General features: G+C 34.7%; 33 protein-coding genes and 1 pseudogene. 28 read left to right on the top strand and 6 right to left on the bottom strand.

Translation table 11 applies throughout. From position 1 onward, the window contains the following. The first annotated feature begins 40 nt into the window (after positions 1–40). The 5 genes and pseudogenes from fabZ (at position 41) to MVE64_RS02375 (ending at position 3,762) form a co-directional block, all read left to right on the top strand. Positions 41–466 (top strand): 3-hydroxyacyl-ACP dehydratase FabZ, encoded by a 426-nt coding sequence (gene fabZ / locus MVE64_RS02395; protein WP_098799617.1) that lies wholly within the window; start codon positions 41–43, stop codon positions 464–466. A gap of 3 nt (positions 467–469) precedes the next feature. Further along, entirely contained in the window at positions 470–1,039 is a 570-nt protein-coding gene (locus MVE64_RS02390) for a histidine phosphatase family protein (protein ID WP_247343412.1), read from the top strand. A 72-nt stretch (positions 1,040–1,111) separates the two neighbouring features. Continuing rightward, positions 1,112–3,146 (top strand): annotated as a pseudogene (locus MVE64_RS02385) (molybdopterin-containing oxidoreductase family protein). 54 nt (positions 3,147–3,200) lie between these two features. Further along, positions 3,201–3,512, top strand: a complete 312-nt coding sequence (locus tag MVE64_RS02380) for a DUF3892 domain-containing protein (protein ID WP_247343409.1) — start codon at positions 3,201–3,203, stop codon at positions 3,510–3,512. A gap of 121 nt (positions 3,513–3,633) precedes the next feature. After that, positions 3,634–3,762: a YjcZ family sporulation protein gene (locus tag MVE64_RS02375; RefSeq protein ID WP_141549747.1), complete on the top strand. Its 129-nt coding sequence runs from the start codon at positions 3,634–3,636 to the stop codon at positions 3,760–3,762. 103 nt (positions 3,763–3,865) lie between these two features. On the opposite strand, the gene MVE64_RS02370 is transcribed toward MVE64_RS02375, so the two are convergent. Continuing rightward, positions 3,866–4,087: a hypothetical protein gene (locus MVE64_RS02370; protein WP_231307633.1), complete on the bottom strand. Its 222-nt coding sequence runs from the start codon at positions 4,085–4,087 to the stop codon at positions 3,866–3,868. A gap of 176 nt (positions 4,088–4,263) precedes the next feature. Between MVE64_RS02370 and MVE64_RS02365 the strand changes: the two genes are divergently transcribed. Beyond that, positions 4,264–4,482 carry a spore germination protein gene (locus tag MVE64_RS02365; protein ID WP_098799622.1) on the top strand — a complete coding sequence of 73 codons (219 nt, stop codon included), beginning with the start codon at positions 4,264–4,266 and terminating at the stop codon, positions 4,480–4,482. Between the two features lie 115 nt (positions 4,483–4,597). Here MVE64_RS02365 and MVE64_RS02360 read toward each other — a convergent pair whose 3' ends face one another. After that, on the bottom strand, positions 4,598–5,038 hold the full coding sequence (locus tag MVE64_RS02360) for a DUF2512 family protein (protein WP_247343407.1): 441 nt from the start codon (positions 5,036–5,038) through the stop codon (positions 4,598–4,600). A gap of 156 nt (positions 5,039–5,194) precedes the next feature. On the opposite strand from MVE64_RS02360, the gene MVE64_RS02355 reads away from it, so the two are divergent. From MVE64_RS02355 to MVE64_RS02315, 10 genes are all read left to right on the top strand, one after another. Beyond that, positions 5,195–5,398, top strand: a complete 204-nt coding sequence (locus MVE64_RS02355; protein WP_231307631.1) for a hypothetical protein — start codon at positions 5,195–5,197, stop codon at positions 5,396–5,398. Positions 5,399–5,411: 13 nt separating this feature from the next. Next, the gene (locus MVE64_RS02350) at positions 5,412–5,705 is read left to right on the top strand and encodes a spore coat protein (RefSeq protein WP_247343405.1); all 294 of its coding nucleotides are present in this window, start codon (positions 5,412–5,414) and stop codon (positions 5,703–5,705) included. A 202-nt stretch (positions 5,706–5,907) separates the two neighbouring features. Continuing rightward, complete coding sequence (locus tag MVE64_RS02345; protein ID WP_162987381.1) at positions 5,908–6,072, top strand: hypothetical protein; 165 nt, start codon at positions 5,908–5,910, stop codon at positions 6,070–6,072. A 27-nt stretch (positions 6,073–6,099) separates the two neighbouring features. Continuing rightward, positions 6,100–6,321, top strand: a complete 222-nt coding sequence (locus MVE64_RS02340; protein ID WP_247343402.1) for a YozQ family protein — start codon at positions 6,100–6,102, stop codon at positions 6,319–6,321. 121 nt (positions 6,322–6,442) lie between these two features. After that, entirely contained in the window at positions 6,443–6,967 is a 525-nt protein-coding gene (locus MVE64_RS02335) for a DUF3231 family protein (protein WP_247343400.1), read from the top strand. Continuing rightward, the gene (locus MVE64_RS02330) at positions 6,930–7,112 is read left to right on the top strand and encodes a DUF3231 family protein (RefSeq protein WP_247343397.1); all 183 of its coding nucleotides are present in this window, start codon (positions 6,930–6,932) and stop codon (positions 7,110–7,112) included. Before MVE64_RS02335 ends, MVE64_RS02330 begins: the two co-directional genes overlap by 38 nt. Positions 7,113–7,132: 20 nt before the next feature. Beyond that, complete coding sequence (locus MVE64_RS02325) at positions 7,133–7,336, top strand: DUF3231 family protein (RefSeq protein ID WP_247343395.1); 204 nt, start codon at positions 7,133–7,135, stop codon at positions 7,334–7,336. Beyond that, positions 7,243–7,440: a DUF3231 family protein gene (locus MVE64_RS28055; protein WP_425594002.1), complete on the top strand. Its 198-nt coding sequence runs from the start codon at positions 7,243–7,245 to the stop codon at positions 7,438–7,440. The genes MVE64_RS02325 and MVE64_RS28055 overlap by 94 nt, the downstream gene beginning before the upstream one ends. A gap of 471 nt (positions 7,441–7,911) precedes the next feature. Next, a complete protein-coding gene (locus MVE64_RS02320) occupies positions 7,912–8,346 on the top strand; it encodes an Hsp20/alpha crystallin family protein (RefSeq protein ID WP_247343392.1) in 435 nt (144 codons plus the stop codon). 17 nt (positions 8,347–8,363) lie between these two features. Further along, a complete protein-coding gene (locus MVE64_RS02315; RefSeq protein ID WP_247343389.1) occupies positions 8,364–8,576 on the top strand; it encodes a hypothetical protein in 213 nt (70 codons plus the stop codon). 36 nt (positions 8,577–8,612) lie between these two features. On the opposite strand, the gene MVE64_RS02310 is transcribed toward MVE64_RS02315, so the two are convergent. Both MVE64_RS02310 and MVE64_RS02305 read right to left on the bottom strand, forming a co-directional pair. Beyond that, positions 8,613–8,837: a hypothetical protein gene (locus MVE64_RS02310; RefSeq protein WP_247343386.1), complete on the bottom strand. Its 225-nt coding sequence runs from the start codon at positions 8,835–8,837 to the stop codon at positions 8,613–8,615. Between the two features lie 10 nt (positions 8,838–8,847). Beyond that, a complete protein-coding gene (locus MVE64_RS02305) occupies positions 8,848–9,093 on the bottom strand; it encodes a hypothetical protein (RefSeq protein WP_121662286.1) in 246 nt (81 codons plus the stop codon). A gap of 83 nt (positions 9,094–9,176) precedes the next feature. Between MVE64_RS02305 and MVE64_RS02300 the strand changes: the two genes are divergently transcribed. The 5 genes from MVE64_RS02300 (at position 9,177) to MVE64_RS02280 (ending at position 11,077) form a co-directional block, all read left to right on the top strand. Continuing rightward, entirely contained in the window at positions 9,177–9,524 is a 348-nt protein-coding gene (locus MVE64_RS02300) for a hypothetical protein (RefSeq protein WP_247343383.1), read from the top strand. 1 nt (position 9,525) lies between these two features. Next, entirely contained in the window at positions 9,526–9,753 is a 228-nt protein-coding gene (locus tag MVE64_RS02295) for a hypothetical protein (RefSeq protein ID WP_247343381.1), read from the top strand. A gap of 30 nt (positions 9,754–9,783) precedes the next feature. Further along, positions 9,784–10,605 carry an SPL family radical SAM protein gene (locus tag MVE64_RS02290; RefSeq protein WP_247343379.1) on the top strand — a complete coding sequence of 274 codons (822 nt, stop codon included), beginning with the start codon at positions 9,784–9,786 and terminating at the stop codon, positions 10,603–10,605. Between the two features lie 70 nt (positions 10,606–10,675). Then, positions 10,676–10,867, top strand: coding sequence for a hypothetical protein (locus MVE64_RS02285; RefSeq protein ID WP_247343376.1), 192 nt, complete (start codon positions 10,676–10,678; stop codon positions 10,865–10,867). Positions 10,868–10,879: 12 nt separating this feature from the next. After that, on the top strand, positions 10,880–11,077 hold the full coding sequence (locus MVE64_RS02280; RefSeq protein WP_247343373.1) for a hypothetical protein: 198 nt from the start codon (positions 10,880–10,882) through the stop codon (positions 11,075–11,077). Between the two features lie 99 nt (positions 11,078–11,176). On the opposite strand, the gene MVE64_RS02275 is transcribed toward MVE64_RS02280, so the two are convergent. Together MVE64_RS02275 and MVE64_RS02270 are read right to left on the bottom strand one after the other, a co-directional pair. After that, positions 11,177–12,037, bottom strand: coding sequence for a sensor histidine kinase (locus MVE64_RS02275; protein WP_247343372.1), 861 nt, complete (start codon positions 12,035–12,037; stop codon positions 11,177–11,179). 59 nt (positions 12,038–12,096) lie between these two features. Next, positions 12,097–12,375 carry a hypothetical protein gene (locus tag MVE64_RS02270; protein WP_247343369.1) on the bottom strand — a complete coding sequence of 93 codons (279 nt, stop codon included), beginning with the start codon at positions 12,373–12,375 and terminating at the stop codon, positions 12,097–12,099. 231 nt (positions 12,376–12,606) lie between these two features. On the opposite strand from MVE64_RS02270, the gene MVE64_RS02265 reads away from it, so the two are divergent. The 7 genes from MVE64_RS02265 to MVE64_RS02235 all read left to right on the top strand — a co-directional run bounded on the left by MVE64_RS02265 (position 12,607) and on the right by MVE64_RS02235 (position 18,854). Continuing rightward, entirely contained in the window at positions 12,607–13,530 is a 924-nt protein-coding gene (locus MVE64_RS02265) for a manganese catalase (protein ID WP_247343367.1), read from the top strand. A gap of 55 nt (positions 13,531–13,585) precedes the next feature. Next, positions 13,586–13,753: a hypothetical protein gene (locus tag MVE64_RS02260; protein ID WP_247343365.1), complete on the top strand. Its 168-nt coding sequence runs from the start codon at positions 13,586–13,588 to the stop codon at positions 13,751–13,753. A gap of 100 nt (positions 13,754–13,853) precedes the next feature. Continuing rightward, positions 13,854–14,126 (top strand): gamma-glutamylcyclotransferase family protein, encoded by a 273-nt coding sequence (locus tag MVE64_RS02255; RefSeq protein WP_247343362.1) that lies wholly within the window; start codon positions 13,854–13,856, stop codon positions 14,124–14,126. Continuing rightward, on the top strand, positions 14,072–14,704 hold the full coding sequence (locus tag MVE64_RS02250; protein ID WP_247343359.1) for a gamma-glutamylcyclotransferase: 633 nt from the start codon (positions 14,072–14,074) through the stop codon (positions 14,702–14,704). Before MVE64_RS02255 ends, MVE64_RS02250 begins: the two co-directional genes overlap by 55 nt. 253 nt (positions 14,705–14,957) lie before the next feature. Beyond that, positions 14,958–16,064, top strand: coding sequence for an HD-GYP domain-containing protein (locus tag MVE64_RS02245; RefSeq protein WP_247343356.1), 1,107 nt, complete (start codon positions 14,958–14,960; stop codon positions 16,062–16,064). Between the two features lie 1,034 nt (positions 16,065–17,098). Next, on the top strand, positions 17,099–18,328 hold the full coding sequence (locus MVE64_RS02240) for an MFS transporter (RefSeq protein WP_247343354.1): 1,230 nt from the start codon (positions 17,099–17,101) through the stop codon (positions 18,326–18,328). Then, the gene (locus MVE64_RS02235) at positions 18,303–18,854 is read left to right on the top strand and encodes a GNAT family N-acetyltransferase (protein ID WP_247343351.1); all 552 of its coding nucleotides are present in this window, start codon (positions 18,303–18,305) and stop codon (positions 18,852–18,854) included. Before MVE64_RS02240 ends, MVE64_RS02235 begins: the two co-directional genes overlap by 26 nt. Positions 18,855–18,856 lie beyond the last annotated feature (2 nt).

Genomic DNA, 18,856 nt, shown 5'->3' with positions numbered 1-18,856 from the left:
AGTGTTAAAATGTTTACAAGCAAATTCAAGGAGGAATAAAATGGTAGATAATAATAAAATAAAAGAGATCATACAACATCGTTATCCTTTTTTATTGATAGATAAAGTGACAGAGATTGAAGAAGGTAAGAGTGCCGTTGGAATGAAAAATGTTACAGGAAATGAACCATTTTTCATGGGGCATTTTCCTGAATATCCAGTAATGCCGGGTGTATTAATAGTAGAAGCATTAGCGCAAATGAGTGCGGTTGCCATGTTAACGAAAGAAGGAAACGAAGGCCGGTTGGGGCTATTAGCCGGAATTGATAACTGCCGGTTCAAACATCAAGTAAAACCAGGAGATCAATTGAAGCTGGAAGTGGAAATTACGCGTGTAAAAGGTTCGATTGGAAAAGGAAGAGGAATTGCATCAGTGGATGGGAAAGTCGCTTGTGAAACAGAATTAATTTTTGCATTTGGTAAGTAAGCAATGGAGATAACATTAATCAGGCATGGACGCTCTCAGTTAGATGGTAAAAAAAGGATTACATTCCGAGAATTTTCAGATTGGGTGATCCAGTATGATTCACTTGGTGTGGTTGAAGAATCCTGTTTTCCGAATGAAGCATTAAAAAAAATAAACGAAGCAAATCTTGTTATCACAAGTGATTTAAAAAGATCGATTGATTCAGCATCCCTTTTAAGAAAAAGTGTAAAAACAATATCTAGTAGTCTTTTTCGTGAAATAGAATTACCTGTAACAACTAAAAGTTTCTCAAGCATTAAATTACCTGCAGATACATGGGCTGTTTTGTTCAGAATTTTGTGGTTTAGTGGCTATTCTTCTAACTGCGAATCCTATAACAGTGCCAAGGAACGAACAGAAGTTGCAACCAATAAAATGATCGAACTTACATCTATACATAATAATGTTGTTTTAGTAGGACATGGCTTTTTTAATCGATTAATTGCGAAAGAGCTTCAAAACAAAGGCTGGAAAAGAGAAACAAAGATAACCTCTAAGCATTGGGGTACCACCACTTTTACAAATCATTTGTAATCTATCTAATCGTTTCAGAAAATTCTGTTATACTCAATATAACAATTTTGTATAACTGAAAGGATAGAAGATATGGAGACTTATAAAAACATAGAAAATGGGATCGTGCCTTCTGTTTGCTCACTTGATTGCCCTGATCAGTGCGGATTGCTTCTTCATAAAAAAGATGGTCGAATCAGGAAAATTGAAGGAGATCCGAACCATCCGGTAACAAAAGGAGCGATTTGTAATAAAGTTCGCCATATGGGAGAGAGAATCTATGATGTTAAAAGACTTCAATCTCCTCTTAAACGCGTAGGGAAAAAAGGAGAGGGGCGTTTCGAGACCATCACCTGGAAGGAAGCAATTGATACGATTGCTTCCAGGTGGAAGAATATTATTTCTGACGCAGGAGCTGAATCAATTTTACCATATAGTTTTTACGGAAATATGGGAAGAATTAATTCAGAAGGAATGGATCGACGTTTTTTCAATCGACTCGGTGCAAGTCAACTTGATAGAACAATATGTTCAGTAGCTGGCTCAAAGGGATATCGCTATACAATGGGCGGGAGCTATGGAACAGATCCTGAAGAGATGACAGATACTAAGTTATTTATTATGTGGGGAATCAATGCAGTTAGTACGAATATGCACCAAATGATGATTGCTCAAAAAGCAAGAAAAAATGGTGCTAAAATCATTGTGATTGATGTTCATAAAAATCAAACGGGGAAAATGGCAGATTGGTTTATTCCTATATTACCAGGAACTGATGGAGCACTTGCACTAGGAATTATGCATATTCTTTATAAAGAAAATCTAGTGGATCGTCCTTTTTTAGAACAATATACGATTGGTTTTAATGAACTAGAGGAACATGTCCAACAATATGAACCTCAACTTGTTTCAAGTATTACAGGAGTTCCTAAAGAAGATATTTATTCATTAGGCCGTATGTATGGGGAAACCTCTCCATCGATGATTCGAATTGGAAATGGCCTGCAGCATCATGATAATGGTGGAATGATTGTTCGTACGATTTCATGCTTACCTGCTTTAACAGGTCAATGGAATGTAAAAGGTGGAGGTGCACTTAAAGGAAATTCAGCATTTCTAGCTTTTAACACAGATGCATTACAACGACCTGATTTATTAAAGCAAAATACGAGAACGATTAATATGAATTCATTAGGAAAAGAACTTTTAGAATTGAATACTCCTATTCAATCATTGTTTGTATACGGCACTAATCCAGCGGTTGTTGCACCAGATGCGAATAAAGTAAGGAAGGGCTTAGAAAGAGAAGATTTGTTTACGGTAGTTCATGAGTTGTTTATAACAGAAACTGCCATGTATGCTGATATCGTTTTACCAGCAACTTCTGCCTTTGAGAACATTGATTTTTATACGTCCTATTGGCATCATTACATACATTTACATGAGCCAGTTATCCATCCTTTTGGTGAAAGTAAATCAAATACAGATGTTTTTCGAATGCTTGCTGAAGCGATGGAATTTGAAGAACGAGAATTTAAAGACAATGATGAGCAATTAATTAAACAATCGTTAATTCAAACAAACAATCCTTTTTTACAGCATGTAACCTATGAAAAGCTAAAGAAAAAAGGTATTTAAAAGCAAATAGAAATAGTCAATTGTTAGATAACTTAAAAACACCTTCAGGAAAAATCGAATTATTTTCTCAGCAAATGAAGGAAGAAGGTTATCCACCTTTACCTACTTATATCCCGATTTTACAGGAAAGTGATTTTCCATTTTTATTCGTACCAGGACCAAATCATAATTTCTTAAACTCTACATTTTCTCATCAAGATAAGCATATGAAGCTTGAGAAAACACCAAAGCTTTTCATCAATTCTCTTGATGCAACAAGACTTGGTATAAATGATGGTGATACTGTCCGAATTTGGAATCAGCGAGGTGAGTGTGAATTAACTGCTTCAGTTGGTGAACAAGTTTTACCGGGTGTTGTTGTAAGCCAGGGGTTATGGTCTGATTTGAATGGTAAAAATCATTTAGTAAATGCGTTAACTCCAGATCGTATTGCTGATATGGGGGAGGGGCTGTGTTCTTTTCAGGTCGTGTGAAAGTAGAAAAGATGTAGAAGAAAGAATAAAATCACTTCAACTGGAAATAAGAAACATGAGGTGATTATGTGATGGATCGTTTTGAAGAAGTGTTTAATCAATACAAAAGTAAAGCAGATCAAGATGAAATTAATGCTGAAATATCAACTGATATGAAGACGAATCAAGAGAAAATCATTGCTGTAAGAAAAAACGATGATGGAGATTTAATCGCATTTCAAACAGAATCTGGTAGACAGTTAGACTATATGCAAGCACTTTCTGAGGCAAGAGATGGTAGGTTAGCACATGTTGATGTATTTCATAAATATGGGCGTGACATTCTTCGTAGTGAGCCGGATGGTGATAAAAGTAATAACTTAGATTCTTTACCGGAATTCTAAAGTTAAACAAATATCCCTTATATAGGTATATATCTATTACAAAAGTAAGCCTCCTAACATATTTATAAATAAAACATTATCACAAAAGATATGTTTTAGCATATGAAAAGGAGGAAATAACATGGGCTATGGTTGTAATTACGGATGTGGATATGGATATGCTCCAGTTGCTTCAGCAGGAGTAAATCCTTTTGTGTTGATTGTTGTTTTATTTATTCTTCTTATCATTGTAGGAGCAGCTTGGTGCTAAGAAGTAGAAAAAGGTTGCCCTGGCAACCTTTTTTATTATTTTGCTAAGTATAAGGAAAATTAGGTTTTCTTCAAAGGGGCTTGTCAATAAGCCAAGTTTTCTCTTATTCAAGAATCATTCCTTTTTGATAACCCCTCATAAAGCCTGATAAAACCTCTTCTACTGATTCATTTGCTTCAGGAATTTGGACAATTACCTCATTGCGACTTTCTACACTTGTGATTGAAATCGTTTCCATCCTGTTTATGTTAAGTTGTACTTTGAGATCATCTGCAACTTGGTTTGCTTGAAATTCATCTTGTATTAAGTAACGTACATTTCTCAATGATATACCCTCCATTATTACGAAGAAATTTGCTTCATCTTATGCTTTGTATAAAGTACCCATTTCATGTATGAAAAACTTTGTCTATCTTTTCATTGAGTAGGGACGTGTCCACAACAATATACATAAATTCCATACAATAGCGTAAAAGCTCTAACGAAAGGGGGGCTAGCTAAATGCCGTGTTTTATTAAAAATTTAAAAATTGATAGTGTTAGTGGTGGAGTGATTAATTTTGGTGATTCATATAGCATTTCTCCCAAAAGCATCGACAAAGCCATAACAGGATCAGGTGGTGGGGGAGTTGGGGACTATCAATTAGTTATGAATGGTCAGAGCATAACAAATGGTGTTGATCCTGAAGTTTTAGATCAAAATTTACTTGGTAATAATTAAAGTAGGTACCAGATTTTTAATAAATCCCCTTAAATCATCCTTCATTTTATTATATGCAGAACTGAAATTTGTGTTGCCTGTAAAATAAGTAAAAACCTAATCATTTTGATTAGGTTTAATCTTCCTTTATTTTATGATAATCTGGAGAAATTTCTTCCGATACTTCAGTAGTGTAACGTAAATTTCCTATATTCACATGGCTTTCTTTTTCGTGTAAAACGTTTTTTCTCATATATCGATGGAAGACGCTCTCAAATAACGCAACACCAATTGCTGTGATAAGTGATGCGATAAATACATTCGTGGCATAGGTTGTGATCGTCGCTAGGTAAAACCATGTAAGTAACATTGCAATGGCAAAATCAGAAATTGTTGCAGTAAAGTTTGATGTTCTTGGTAAAAGCATTAAATCTCCAAGTATATAAGAAACTAAGCCTAAAATTAGAGTAAGTCCTAATATAACTGAAAGGGAATATTGAAATAACAAGCCAAGCACAACAAAAAGTAAAAGAAAAGAAACAACAGATTTTATCGCCAGAGCTTTTAAATGGTTCACGTTTTTTCTTCCTCCAATCTTTGCACTCTTAATATCTTCTTTATTGATATCCCTTATGTTAGAAATTGCATCCAAATTCACATCATTATGGATAATAATAAAATAAAGATAAATACTAACGTAAGAGAAGGATTTTAAAGTAGGAGTGACTTAAAAATGAAACAGCTAACAATGAAGGAATTATCTTTTATTGAAGATGAAATTAGAGCGGAAGAAATTACAGCAAAAACAATGAACTGGTGTGCTTCTCTTTGTGAAGATGAGAGCTTAAAAAAGTCATTAGAGCAAATGGCAGAGCAGCATCAGCTAAAAGTTGCAGACTTATCACAATACTTTAATCAATCAAAAATGATGCAATAAAGGAGATTTTACAATGCCTAACAATATAGAAGGACGAGGATTAACAGATCGTGAAATGGTACAACTTTGTTTGGAGCTAGAAAAAGGAAGATGTCGAAGCTTAGGAAGCACGATGTTGGAAACCACTCATAAGGAACTTCGGGACATCTATACTCAGTGCTTTGATAATGCTTCAAAAAATCATTATGAATTATATCAGTTAATGGATGAAAAAGGGTGGTATAAAACAGAACTTGCTACTGTAGATCAAATTAAGAATGTTCAGGAATATATGCAAAATAATTTACATCCTGATGATCAGTTTTAATCATAGTAAGTTTTCTTTACATATACGAAAAAAGAGCATTTCTGCTCTTTTTTTGTTGTTTAAGCCATCAATTTTAACATTGAAATGAATCTGAACACTAGGTAATTTAATTTTGTACATTGATTTTATTTCATTGGACATAATGAATTCAGAAGGTCCTTAAAGTGTATGTTAATAGAGTTAAGAGGAAAAGGAGATCATCATGAAAGAAAATAATAAACAGTTTCAACAAGATGCAGATCAATACAAAATGCCTCAAGCATTACAAGAACAACAAGACGTTACCTATAATGTAGGGTACGAGGCATCAACAGGAAATCAAACAAATCCAAATCATGATATATCAAAAAAAGAAAATCGTTCATAAAGATTTATAATAAAGGAGTGTATAGGAATGGCGGTTAATAAAGCAAACGAAAACACTAAAGATCTTGCAGGAAAGATTTATGATGTGAAAGACTATCAAGCAACCGATACTTTATCTGCTGGAATAGCGACAACACATGAACAAGCATCTGATGCATCTATGGAAGGTGAGATACACCCTGTTATTGATGATGTAAATGGTAAAGATGTTGAAGTGAAAAAAGAAGGTTACGAAAAAGAATCACGATAAGAACAAAGGTGAGCCATTTTTTACGGCTTACCTTTTTACATATTCAGTTTTTCCGTAAAGTAAATACTTTTTACATGGCTGGTTAAAATACAAATAGTTATTAAAAACGGAGGTTATTAGAATGGAGTCACATCATGTTCGTTTAACAGCTTCTGAGATTGGTGGGCTTTGGACTAATTATGTATCAGATAGCATGTTTATCTGTGTGTATAAATATTTTTTAGCACATGTTGAAGACAAGGAAATTAAATCTGTTTTAGAGCATGCTTTAGATTTGGCTCAACAACATGTTTCAGTCGTGACAAAGATTTTTACAGAAGAGAAACATGCTATTCCTGAAGGATTTACTGAAAAAGATGTTGATATAAAAGCACCAAAATTGTTTACAGATGAATTTTTCCTTTTTTATACAAAACAAATGGCAAAGGGAGCTCTTGTTACTTATAGTGCCTTACTTCCACATACTTTTCGAAATGATATAAGAGAACACTTTATGTCATGCATCTCCTCGACAATGGAATTATTCAATGATACAACAAACATTATGTTGTCTAAAGGGCTGCAAGTGAGAACACCTTACATACCTTACTTAAAAGAGGTAGACATGGTTGAAAAGCAACGCTTTTTTAGCAGGTTGGATTGGTGAGCAAAGACCTTTAACAGCGATGGAGATTACAAATTTTTATGCAAATTTACAAACAAACTTCCTTGGAGGAACTTTAGTTACAGCATTTGGACAGGTTGCTCGAACTGAAGATGTTCGAAGCTATATGAGAGAAGGAAAAAAATAGCAAAAAAACATACAGAAATTATGAGTAACTATTTAAAACATGATGATCTTCCTGCTCCAACTCCATGGGATGCTTATGTGCTAGTGACAAAAGAACCTCCTTTTTCAGATAAATTGATGATGTTTCAAGTATCTATGATGTCTGCTGCAGGGATGGGGAATTATGGAACAGCTATTGCTGGGAGCCGCGACGAGATATTGCAACAGAATATTCGAAATTATTAGGTGAAGTTGGTTTATTTGCTGAGAATGGGGCAAGCATACTCATTAAACATAAGTGGATGGAACGTCCACCACATGCAGTTGATCGGAATGAATTGATGAAATAGTCAGGTGTGGAGTGTTCTTAGTTACCTAATCAAAAATGGTTTGAGAAGGGTTATACCTACGTGAATAAAATAGAAGCAATTATTTTTAGAGCGTTGAGTTGCCAGGATCTCAAATACTTAATAAAAAATATATAAAAGGCATTACACTTAATATATTAGAAATCATCATAAATGTTCTTGCAAATTTTAATACCATTATTATAAACAGTTTTCACGGAGAAATCATTAGGACCTGTTTGGCTACCTAAAATAGCTGTTATTCCTGGATTAACAGTCGGGTTTCTCTGAAAAGGCTGTGGAGATAAGAGAGCAGAAGGGGGCCCTAGGCTTCTTATTGTTTTTTCTAACTATATAAGTGATAAAAAATATCCAGATTGATAGAAATATGTGTGGAGGTCACAAATGATATTTTCACATAAATATCAATTCTCATTCATAAACATGATGATAAAAGACAAAAGAGGGAATGAAATGAAAAAACACAACAAAAATTTTAATACCTTTCAAGAAGCACAGAAAGTATTAGGGGAAGATTTTTGGGATGTTTTATCGGATGCATATCCTTTAATTGGACCTCGAGCAGATATCCTTCAGTCTAAGGAAGAAATGGTTGTTATTATGGATATACCAGGAATAAGGACGCAACAAGATATAAAAATTTCCCTTCAAGACCCATACCTAGTCATTCAAGGTGAGATTCCAAATATTGAAGTACCACACTATGAGTATCTTCAACAAGAAAGGTTTTATGGATCTTTTAGAAAGAAGATAAAAATGCCTTCTAATGCTATATATCAGCAATTAAAAGCTTCTTACCGTTATGGTATTCTTCAAATCAATATTCCTACTTCAGGTCGTACCTCATCAGATGATGTTACTGTTCCAATTGAGTTTTTCAATGAATAAATAGGGGTGACATTTCAGTGGTAAATATAAAAATAGGAGAACTTAAGATTCAAGAGGTAGGATCAACTTCAGGTGTTTTTTCGGGGAAAAACCTTCAAAAGAACTTTTCGCACTATAGTAAAGAAACGGCGGGGTTTGGCACTGTTGACGGGAATTTTAACAAAGTGGGTAAAAACATAGGTATGTCAAAGCATGATCAAATAATTGATCAAGGTTTTTTTACTGAATAGTACTAATTGAGTTATACAATTAATACTATTCAGCATTTATCTTCTGTTAATAGGAGTATCAATCACATCGTCATCTTTAAATAAAATAAAATTTTCAGAGACTTTATTAAAATTGCCATAAATTGAACCAAATCCATTTTTTCGGTCTGAGGAAGAAGTCCAATTTAATTGTGTATTTGTACCAACAAATATTCCTGAATTCGTATCAATTACATATACTTTAATCGCATCAAATTGTACAAATGGACTAGAATAGGTCATAAAAGTTCACCTACACTTGCATTCCAGGTGCCGGAATCACTTCATTTGCCATTATAGGCGTGTCAATTGCATCATTATCTAAAATCACATTATAGTTCGCAGGAAATGTATTGAAAGCTCCTAAAATTAAACCAATCGAAAAGATATTTTTATTATGTGAATCCCAACCGTTAGCATTATTTTGGCCGATAAACAAACCAGCGTTTGTTTCTTGTGCATTAATTGCAATTGTATTAAAGATGATTGAATTTGGCATGTTACCCCTCCATCCTTATGATATATAACAACCTATGTAAATACAGAATAAATCGTTACAAAATACGAATTGAGTTGAAGGAAATGAGCAAAATAGATGAGTTGTTGAAAAATATAGAGGAAATAAATAGCAAATTAACACGAATTGAATCTCTTTTACTAAATAAGGGAAATACAATTAATATTGAGACTCTTACAATGAATGAACCAACATTAAATGAGTTAGTGTTTAATATTGATACTGTTGATGTAAAAGAAAACAGTGGTTCTCTTAATATTGGCACAACCTTTAATCCGACAGTTGTTAACGAGAAAGAAAAGCAAAAAAAGAAAGAGGAAGAAAAACATAAAGAGGAAAAAGTGAAGGAAAATGAAATCACTATTTTCGTAAATGGAGAGCATAGGAATTATTCTATTGAAAGAGGTGTCTAGCATGAAGTTTCCCGCGCCAATTATGAATATTCGCAACTTAAATATCGGAACAGTTGAAGGTGCCTCATGTGTGAATATAGGAAACAATTTTCCGAACAACTTTACAAGTCATAAAAAACTAGTTCAAGGCTTTGGAGCTATTTCAGGTGATTATAATAATATTCAAGATATCATTTCACAGGGATTGACGAAAAGTCAATTTGAAATGATTAATCAAGCAAAAGAATAAATCCTAAACCTTAAAAAGTTGTGGTGAAATATGAAACCAACTATTGATTATAAAATACCTAAAAAAATTTTGACTCCCACAAGCGGGTTTTTATATGGATATACTCATTCATTGAATCCATATGCTGGCTGCTCATTTGCTTGTTCTTATTGTTATGTAAGGCAAAGTCCGGTCGGTTTATTTCGAAAGCAGGAGTGGGGAACATGGGTTGATGTAAAACAAGAATCTCATGATAAACTCTCTCGTGAAATCAAAAACTTAAGAAAAAGAGACAAACCTGTAACAATATTCATGTCTTTAAGTACTGATCCCTATCAGCCTGTTGAATATAAAGAACTAATTACAAGGGCTTTACTTGAGGCAATGGCTGAAAATCCACCAGATTTTTTATTTGTTCAAACAAGAAGTCCTTTAGTAACCAGAGATATAGATTTGTTTCACAAGCTGAGGGAGAAGCTAAGGATTAGTATAACAGTGGAAACAGACGATGATGATGTTCGCAAACGATTCACTCCGCAAGCACCACCAATACAAGCAAGATTAAAAGCTATTTCTCAGCTTAAAGAGGCTAATTTACCTGTTCAAGTAGCAGTTGCACCAGTACTGCCATTTTCAAATGAATTTCCAAAAATTCTTTCAAGCTTAGTAAGTCGAATAGTTGTTGATGATTACTCAGGTGATGGAAGCCAAGGCAAAAGAAGTGAGAGATTGAATATAAGGGAATTGTACAAAACAGAAGAATTAGATACATGGTACGGAAAAAACACCTATCAACTTGCAGTAGAAAAGTTAAAACAATCACTTTCTTCAGATCAAATATTAATTAGCCAAGAAGGCTTCATGCCTTATTAATGACGAATAGAAACCCTTTTGTTAGATAAACTATGACAAGATGAAATTTCATAGAAAGAGGGGACAAGCTTTGCGAGCTAGTCGCAGAAATGAAAAACAAATTGATACAATCTATTGGTTTTCAATTATTGGCTTTTTATTTAGTGTTGTCTATACCATTGTGGTTATGACAAAAGGGGCTCAAGTAATCGATAAAATTGATTATATTTATAACCGCAACCAAAGAGAAGCAGAAAGAAAATGGCGAATGACTTTAAAATAGGAGTGGTGCAAAATGAATCAGGAAAAACTACTTGCAGATGAATTAAGTAAAATGATTGAAGAAGATCAAATTCCTTTATCTATTACAGAAGATATCCATGAAATTAGTGGAAGTTTACGCTCAGGTAATATGAGTTTAAATGACTTAAAAGGAAAAGATGAATTTATAGAAAAAGCTATAAATGAGGCTAAAAGTCGTTTACATATGTGAGTAATAACGTAACGTATACAGATAAAAGACAGGTTAGGCGTAGCATCTAAAATTAACATGACTACGCCACTCTCTATCTAGGAACAGCAATCGGGAATTTTATTGTAAACTTTGTTCCAACCCCTTGCTTTCAATTGAAATGCTTCCTTTCATCCCCTTTATAATACTAAACACAACCATCATTCCAAGTCCTGTTCCTTTTTCCTTTGTTGAAAAATATGGCTCCCCAATCCGATTGATTTGCTCTTGTGACATGCCAATTCCTGTATCAGATATTTCAATTAAAACGTGTTTATTTAAAATCGACGTATAGATGTTTAAAGTCCCACCATCCGGCATAGCTTCTATACAGTTTTTCGTGATGTTTAAAAAACATTGCTGAAATTGTTGCTTGTTGCCCTGTATAACACATGTTACAAGATCTGATTCAATTCCTACAGAGTTCATATTCGCATAAGAGGAGATAATGTCTTCAATATGTTTAAGATGAATGCCTATATCAAGTAACTCCCAATATGCAGGAGCCGGCTTTGCAAATGTTAAATAATCATTAATAATGTTTGAAGCAGTATCAAGCTCATCAATCGCAAGCTTAATATATTCATCTCTTTTCTCTTTCTCAATGGTGTCACTTTCTAACACAAGTTGTAAAAATCCTCTTGTAACAGTCAAGGGATTACGTACTTCATGAGAAACACTAGCAGCAAGTTGACTAACTACTTCTGATTTTTCAGTTTTAATAATTTTTTGCCTTAGAGAGATTGTTTCTCGAATGCTTTCAAATATATAACCAACAACAAATATGGCGACTGTTGGTGAGAATAACATCATAATGGTATGAATTGTGATTATTTCTTCTTTATTTGTGAACACAAATAAGAAAATGGTAAAAACGATCGTAACATAAACCATCGTCTCAAGTTTCTTTGAAAGGTTTGAATTCAAGAAAGTGGGAGACATGAAACCGCACACTAACCCTAATACCCCATACATAATTAAAAAAGTAATGTATGTGTCAGTTACCCCATAAAAGAAGGTAAATACGACAACAATGACAACAAATAAAATGGTTGAAGTAACAATTCCGCCATAAAGCCTCCGATTATATAAGGAATAAGCTTTAAATCCTCAACAAATGAGCTTTCTAGGGGGAAAGGAATACAAAGCGTAATTGTTATGGCAGAAGCAATACCTATGACAATTTTATTTTGGTGATGACCCGTTTTTTCTGACCAAAGATGCTGAAGGAAGATTCCGACCAAAATAAAAAGTAAATTCAATAAAAATTCATTTAGCATATTACGACCTTGCTTTCATCTTTAATTTCAAACCTAAGCAATGTTTGTATTCGGCTAGTTAAATACAAAATCCTCTTATTTCGATAAAAATTAACAATCTTTACATAGAGAAAATTGCAATTGATTAAGTTAATGAAGTATTGGTTACATTTGGGCGTTATATCTTTTCTTACTATCCCCACACTAATAGAGTAAGTTAATTTTACGATACTTTCTTAAGGGAGAGATTTTATGTTTTATCATGTTAAGGAACTGCAATATAACGCAAAACCAAGTCAACCAGACCCAGTATATGCAAAAAAATTACAAGAAATCCTTGGTGGACAATATGGGGAAATGTCAGTTATGATGCAGTACCTTTTTCAAGGCTGGAACTGTCGTGCTGAAGGAAAGTACCGTGATATGATTTTGGATATTGCAACAGAAGAAATTGCCCATGTAGAAATGATCGCAACAATGATTGCCCAACTACTTGACGGTGCACCAGTACAAGACCAAGAACAGGGTGCAAAAGATCCTGCAGTTGAAGCTGTACTAGGTGGAATGAACCCTCAACACGCTATTGTAAATGGCCTTGGGGCACAACCAAATGACAGTGTTGGCTTCCCTTGGACAGCTCGTTACACAATTGCAAGTGGGAACTTATTAGCAGACTTTCGTGCAAATTTAAATGCTGAATCACAAGGTAGACTTCAGGTTTGTCGTTTATATGAAATGACAACAGACCCTGGGGTAAGAGATATGCTATCGTTCTTAATTGCACGTGATACGATGCACCAAAACCAGTGGATGGCAGCCATTGAAGAAATTGAACAAACACAAGGTGCAATTGTACCAAGTAACTTTAACCAAGAGTATGAGAAACAAGAGGTATCATACTCATTTATGAACTTCTCTGAAGGAGAAGACAGCAGCACTGGTAACTGGGCACATGGACCAACATTAGATGGACAAGCGAATTTTGAATATATCCAACACCCAGAGCCAATGGGACAAAAGCCACAATTACAACCAGGGCCTGCTTATATGCATGGAACAAATCCTAAAGACATGCGTATTCAGCAAGGAATGGGAAAATTAGAACCAACTCAATCAGCAAATAACAATAACAATATCTTTTCAAAATCACAGCAACCAAAAAAACAAAACTTCTAAAATAATGAACCCAAAGCATCTACCATGTTGGTAGGTGCTTTGGAGTTTGAAAGGAATGAAAACTTTGGAAAAAGATCATTTTGGAGAAAACTTAAGTCTAGACGGTAAAAGAAAAGAGGAACACTTAGAAATGAGCTCTACAGGTTATGGATTAGAATCAGTAACTTCATCTGATCCAACTAAGTCAGAGGAAACGAAACAGTCAACTTGTGGAGGATTATAATAACAGGTTAATCTTATGAACATAAGAAAGGTCCTCCTTAGTTAGATTTTTCATGATACCATTGTAAGTAACGATGATATGCAGAGGAGGACATTTTCTTATGGAAAAAACATATAAGGTTTTTGTTTATGGTACACTCCGTGAACATGAATTCAATCATCATTTTCTAAATGGAGCGGTGTGTCTTGCAAGGCAATGCTGGACACATGGAATTCTTTTCGATACAGGTTTAGGTTATCCAGCGATGATTACAGATAAAGTAAATGTAATATACGGGGAGTTATATGAAGTAAATGAAATTATATTAAAAAAGCTAGATTGGCTAGAGAGTTTTACGAAGCAGAAGGAATCGATAACGAATACGAACGGATAACCCAAACCATTTTTACTGATCATCACTCAGAACAAGCCATTGTATATAGTTACTTACATAAGAAAGTAGAAAATCTGTCTATGATTAATGGTGGTGACTGGAAACGTCACTTATATACAAATAAATCTAAATTACTTTATTTTGCTTATGGTTCATGTATGGACAATGAAAGATTCAAGCTGGGAAAAGTAGATCACTTGTTTAAAAACATCGTAGGCTGTGGTCTTGCCACAAATTTTTCTTTAGCCTATACCGTTCATTTTCAAGATGGAAGCCGCGCGGATATGATAGAAGCAGATGATATTGTTGAAGGAAAAGTATATGAAATTAATCAAGAAGCCTTACATTATTTGTATGAACGAGAAGGTGTAATGGCAAACATTTACCGGCCTGCATTTATTAATGTAGAAATAAATGGTGTATTGCATAAAAATGTCCTTACATTTCTTGTTATGAATAAGAAGGAAGAAGTTGCACCACCTGAACATTATTCAAATGAAATACTACGAGGTGCTAAGGGATTTGTGAGTAGTGGTTATTATCGTAAGTTGGAAAAAAAACTATTGACTTTAAAGTAGGGATAACATATTGCTATTTTGATATAGTAATTAGCGATTGTGAACTTTTTTATTTTATTTCCTAAGTATGATGATCACGAACTTTCATTGAAATATAAAGAAAAATTGACTATAATCGACAGTAAGAGACATTTAGTATGACAAGAAAGAGACATCTAGAAAAGAATTAATGTGCTGGTTGACCTTACACATAGTGAAGACGCATTAATCCTAACTTTTTCAAGGAATACATGTGAGACAGGAGCAAGAAAGAATGCGTTTAGTTAGATTAGAGCGATGCTCATCAGGAATAAAGCTAGGAAAATCTATTTATAGTGAAAATGGCAAAATTCTACTAACAAAGGGAACTGAACTTACTGATAGCTTTATTAACAGACTTAAAAATCTTAATATTAATACAGTTTACATAGAAGATACAGCATCAGAAGGTATCGATATTATTGAATCTATACCAGTTGAACTATTAAATGAAGCAACGAATGTCATTACTGATGGATTAAATACAATTGCAGATATAAATATGACAAAACCCACTGTTAAGGGTATGATTGAAACGGAAAAAACAGTTAGAAATTTTCAACGAATATTCAAGGATATTTTGACAATCTTAACTGAAAACCCAACAGTCCTAAATCTGCTTGCTACCACAAAAATACATGAAAGTCATGTGTATACCCATAGCTTGAACGTAACAATTTATTCGTGTCAGCTTGCAATTAAAAACGGTCTTCAAACAAACGAAATCGAGGAGATTGGTTTAGGAGCATTATTACATGATCTTGGAAAAATCTTTGTAAAACCTGAAGTGCTAAACAAACCTGGTCGATTAACACAAGAAGAGTTCGAACAAATGAAATCACATTCACAACTAGGTTTTGATATTTTAAGAAAAGTACATGAAGTACCTTTTGTTGTTGCACATTGTGCTCTTCAACATCATGAAAGAATTGATGGAGCAGGTTATCCAAGGGGACTGAAAGAAAACGAAATTCATCCCTATGCAAAAATTTTAAGTGTGGCCGATGTGTTCGACGCGGTAACAAGTCACAGAGTCTATCGCCCAGCTATGCTTCCACACCAGGGAATGGAGCTTTTGTATTCGGGAAGTGGCACGCAGTTTGATACAGACCAATTGAAGTTATTTAAAAACTGCATTGCGATCTATCCACAAGGACTAACTGTTAAATTAAATGACGGAAGAACAGGAATTGTCACTAAATACAATTTCCATTCAGTAGGACGTCCGGAAATACGGATCATTCGTGACGAAGAAGACCAGGAAGTAGCACCATATGAAATTGACTTATCATCTTCAGGAAACCTTACGCTAGAAATCGTAGAAGCTGATGCGTTGTTATAATTTATAGAGTAGATGACCCATGCACTTGAAATAGGTGCTGGGTTATTTTTGTGAAGAGCGTTGTTTTCATATCGGGACAGGAACTGGTTGAAGCAAGCATGGTGTGTCTCGATAGGAGGAGAATGGGGACAGAAAACGTGAGAAGCAAGTATGGTGTGTCTCGATAGAAGGAGAACTGAGACAGAAACAGTTGAAGCAAGCAAGATGTGTCTCGATAGGAGGAGAATGGGGACAGAAACTGGTTGAGGCAATCATGGTGTGTCTCGATAGGAGGAGAATGGGGACAAGAACTGGTTGAGGCAATCATGGTGTGTCTCGATAGGAGGAGAATGGGGACAGAAACTGGTTGAGGCAATCATGGTGTGTCTCGATAGGAGGAGAATGGGGACAGAAAACGGTTGAAGTAAGCAAGATGTGTCTCGATACATGAGGAATCGGGACAGAAACTGGTTGAGGCAATCATGGTGTGTCTCGATAGGAGGAGAATGGGGACAAGAACTGGTTGAGGCAAGCATGATGTGTCTCGATAGAAGGAGAATCGGGACAGAAACTGGTTGAAGCAAGTATGGGGTGTCTCGATAAATGAGGAATCTGGACAGAAAACGTGAGAAGCAAGTATGGTGTGTCTCGATAGAAGGAGAACTGAGACAGAAACGGTTGAAGCAAGCAAGATGTGTCTCGATAGAAGGAGAATGGGGACAGAACCTCGTTGAAGCAAGTATGGTATGTCTCGATACAACGGGAATCGGGACAGAAAACAGGCCATTAAAACAGAATGTGTCCCCAAAAACACCACTACCTTAACTAAATAAATTCGCTAAATTAACTCAACAATGGATTTTTTCCTAAATAAAATAAAAAAAATAACATCCGCTTCAACAACATATGCTAAAATTAGGAAAAAAACATATTTCTTTATCGAAGTTACAAGGACTATATAAAAGTTACTCTTTAATCCATTCTAGAGATAACAGCTAAAAGTCAACACACTCACACTTTTTGAAACCGTTATCAAGAACGTAAGGGAGGTCCCTATGATATCACAAGAATGGAGGACATTGTTTTGGGTTGGTCTTTCTGTCTTATTCGCCTTGAGCTTATGGTTTAGTGCATCAGCTATAGCACCAGAGCTTATTCGCTTTTGGGATATTACCTCGCAATTAGAAGCATGGCTATCAGCTTCAGTACCTCTTGGCTTTGTAGTAGGAGCATTTTGTAGTGCTTATTTTGGTATGGCAGATCGCTTTCATTCCCGGAAAATTTTTGCTATTTCTGCATTAAGTGGTTCATTTTTTAATGGAATTCTCATCTTTGTTGACCAGGCTTTACTCGGAATTCTATTAAGAGTTTTAACAGGTGTATGCCTTGCTGGTGTATATCCTATAGCTGTTAAAATATTATCTCAATGGTTCCCTAGGAAGCGTGGACTTGCTATTGGTATATTAATAGCTGCATTAACACTAGGTTCCTCTTTACCACATTTTGTGTTAATGTTTTTTTCATCATTTCAATGGCAGTTGGTACTCATCACGAGCTCTGTACTCTCCTTTCTTTCAGCAATTATTATCTATTTTATTGTAAAAGATCCAACAATAACTTCGACAAAAACTCCTTTTTCCATTACATTTATTCATCAAGTTGTAAAAAATAAACCTGTAATGCTAGCGAACTATGGGTATTTCGGGCATATGTGGGAATTGTATGCGATGTGGACATGGCTGCCAACATTCTTAGCTGCTAGTTTTTACAACAATTCACCTGGGGTTTCACCTTGGATTATCGCCTTTTCCACATTTCTATCTATTGGAATTGCAGGAGGAATTGGATGTGTGTTAGGAGGCATTATTTCTGATAAAATTGGAAGATCTAATCTTACAATGATCTCGATGATGATAAGTGCAATATGTTCTATTTTGATAGGTTTTACATATGGTCAGGTTATTTGGCTGACTCTCGTAGTATCATTTATTTGGGGGATGACTGTTATATCAGATTCAGCACAATTTTCAGCAGCTGTTTCTGAGGTATCAGATAGTAGTTATGTAGGAACAGCATTAACTTTTCAAATGTGTATTGGATTTCTAATTACTATATTTTCAATTAATCTTATTCCAGTTTTACAAAAAATTATGGGGTGGGAGTGGGTTTTCACACTATTAGCGATTGGACCGGTCCTTGGAATTGTATCTATGGCCAAGTTTAAATATTATGAGGTAACAGCAATCGGAGGAAATAAAAATGAAGATACAGCAACAAGAATTTGAACAAAATCAATTGAAGTATATGATTAGATCCGCAGAAGAAAACGATGCATTAGTCTTATCAGAACTGAGAGTTAAGATTGATGGTGAAACGGAAAATCTAGACAGAGAACCCGGTGAAGCATATATAGATGAAGCTGGTTTTAAACAGTTAATAAAAAAAGATACTGAAAAGCAATGCAACCTTTTTTTGGTTGTTGAAGTGAATAACAAAATTGTAGGTTTTTCACGATGTGAAGGAAGTGAGCTAAAAAGATTAGCTCATAAGGTGGAATTTGGAATTTGTGTATTAAAGGAATTTTGGGGATATGGTATTGGAAGGAATCTTTTAGACGAATCTCTAAAATGGGCTGATTCTACTGGTATCAGGAAAGTAACGCTTAGTGTTTTAGAAACCAATGTTACCGCCATAGAGCTTTACAAAAAATTCGGTTTTGAAATAGAAGGCATACTAAAAAATGATAAGTTGCTTTCTGATGGACAATATTATCATACCCTGATTATGGGGAGACTTTATGAAAAAATGTAATG

The sequence above is a fragment of the Metabacillus endolithicus genome (assembly GCF_023078335.1).
Lineage (GTDB): Bacteria > Bacillota > Bacilli > Bacillales > Bacillaceae > Metabacillus > Metabacillus endolithicus.
The sequence above is the reverse complement of the archived record's forward strand: the minus strand, read 5'-3'. Positions and strand labels throughout refer to the sequence as shown.

Bases quoted from the DNA above. Each gene is read 5' to 3' on its own strand.
- MVE64_RS02300 (WP_247343383.1), top strand. From the start codon at position 9,177: ATGAGCAAAATAGATGAGTTGTTGAAAAATATAGAGGAAATAAATAGC.
- MVE64_RS02345 (WP_162987381.1), top strand. From the start codon at position 5,908: ATGAAAGAAAATAATAAACAGTTTCAACAAGATGCAGATCAATACAAA.
- MVE64_RS02325 (WP_247343395.1), top strand. From the start codon at position 7,133: ATGAGTAACTATTTAAAACATGATGATCTTCCTGCTCCAACTCCATGG.
- MVE64_RS02270 (WP_247343369.1), bottom strand. From the start codon at position 12,375: ATGCTAAATGAATTTTTATTGAATTTACTTTTTATTTTGGTCGGAATC.
- fabZ (WP_098799617.1), top strand. From the start codon at position 41: ATGGTAGATAATAATAAAATAAAAGAGATCATACAACATCGTTATCCT.
- MVE64_RS02290 (WP_247343379.1), top strand. From the start codon at position 9,784: ATGAAACCAACTATTGATTATAAAATACCTAAAAAAATTTTGACTCCC.
- MVE64_RS02280 (WP_247343373.1), top strand. From the start codon at position 10,880: ATGAATCAGGAAAAACTACTTGCAGATGAATTAAGTAAAATGATTGAA.
- MVE64_RS02245 (WP_247343356.1), top strand. From the start codon at position 14,958: ATGCGTTTAGTTAGATTAGAGCGATGCTCATCAGGAATAAAGCTAGGA.
- MVE64_RS02310 (WP_247343386.1), bottom strand. From the start codon at position 8,837: ATGACCTATTCTAGTCCATTTGTACAATTTGATGCGATTAAAGTATAT.
- MVE64_RS02350 (WP_247343405.1), top strand. From the start codon at position 5,412: ATGCCTAACAATATAGAAGGACGAGGATTAACAGATCGTGAAATGGTA.
- MVE64_RS02355 (WP_231307631.1), top strand. From the start codon at position 5,195: ATGAAACAGCTAACAATGAAGGAATTATCTTTTATTGAAGATGAAATT.
- MVE64_RS02275 (WP_247343372.1), bottom strand. From the start codon at position 12,037: ATGTCTCCCACTTTCTTGAATTCAAACCTTTCAAAGAAACTTGAGACG.
- MVE64_RS02375 (WP_141549747.1), top strand. From the start codon at position 3,634: ATGGGCTATGGTTGTAATTACGGATGTGGATATGGATATGCTCCAGTT.
- MVE64_RS02305 (WP_121662286.1), bottom strand. From the start codon at position 9,093: ATGCCAAATTCAATCATCTTTAATACAATTGCAATTAATGCACAAGAA.
- MVE64_RS02380 (WP_247343409.1), top strand. From the start codon at position 3,201: ATGGATCGTTTTGAAGAAGTGTTTAATCAATACAAAAGTAAAGCAGAT.
- MVE64_RS02335 (WP_247343400.1), top strand. From the start codon at position 6,443: ATGGAGTCACATCATGTTCGTTTAACAGCTTCTGAGATTGGTGGGCTT.
- MVE64_RS02235 (WP_247343351.1), top strand. From the start codon at position 18,303: ATGAAGATACAGCAACAAGAATTTGAACAAAATCAATTGAAGTATATG.
- MVE64_RS02365 (WP_098799622.1), top strand. From the start codon at position 4,264: ATGCCGTGTTTTATTAAAAATTTAAAAATTGATAGTGTTAGTGGTGGA.
- MVE64_RS02255 (WP_247343362.1), top strand. From the start codon at position 13,854: ATGGAAAAAACATATAAGGTTTTTGTTTATGGTACACTCCGTGAACAT.
- MVE64_RS02260 (WP_247343365.1), top strand. From the start codon at position 13,586: ATGAAAACTTTGGAAAAAGATCATTTTGGAGAAAACTTAAGTCTAGAC.
- MVE64_RS02390 (WP_247343412.1), top strand. From the start codon at position 470: ATGGAGATAACATTAATCAGGCATGGACGCTCTCAGTTAGATGGTAAA.
- MVE64_RS02265 (WP_247343367.1), top strand. From the start codon at position 12,607: ATGTTTTATCATGTTAAGGAACTGCAATATAACGCAAAACCAAGTCAA.
- MVE64_RS02295 (WP_247343381.1), top strand. From the start codon at position 9,526: ATGAAGTTTCCCGCGCCAATTATGAATATTCGCAACTTAAATATCGGA.
- MVE64_RS02320 (WP_247343392.1), top strand. From the start codon at position 7,912: ATGAAAAAACACAACAAAAATTTTAATACCTTTCAAGAAGCACAGAAA.
- MVE64_RS02240 (WP_247343354.1), top strand. From the start codon at position 17,099: ATGATATCACAAGAATGGAGGACATTGTTTTGGGTTGGTCTTTCTGTC.
- MVE64_RS02340 (WP_247343402.1), top strand. From the start codon at position 6,100: ATGGCGGTTAATAAAGCAAACGAAAACACTAAAGATCTTGCAGGAAAG.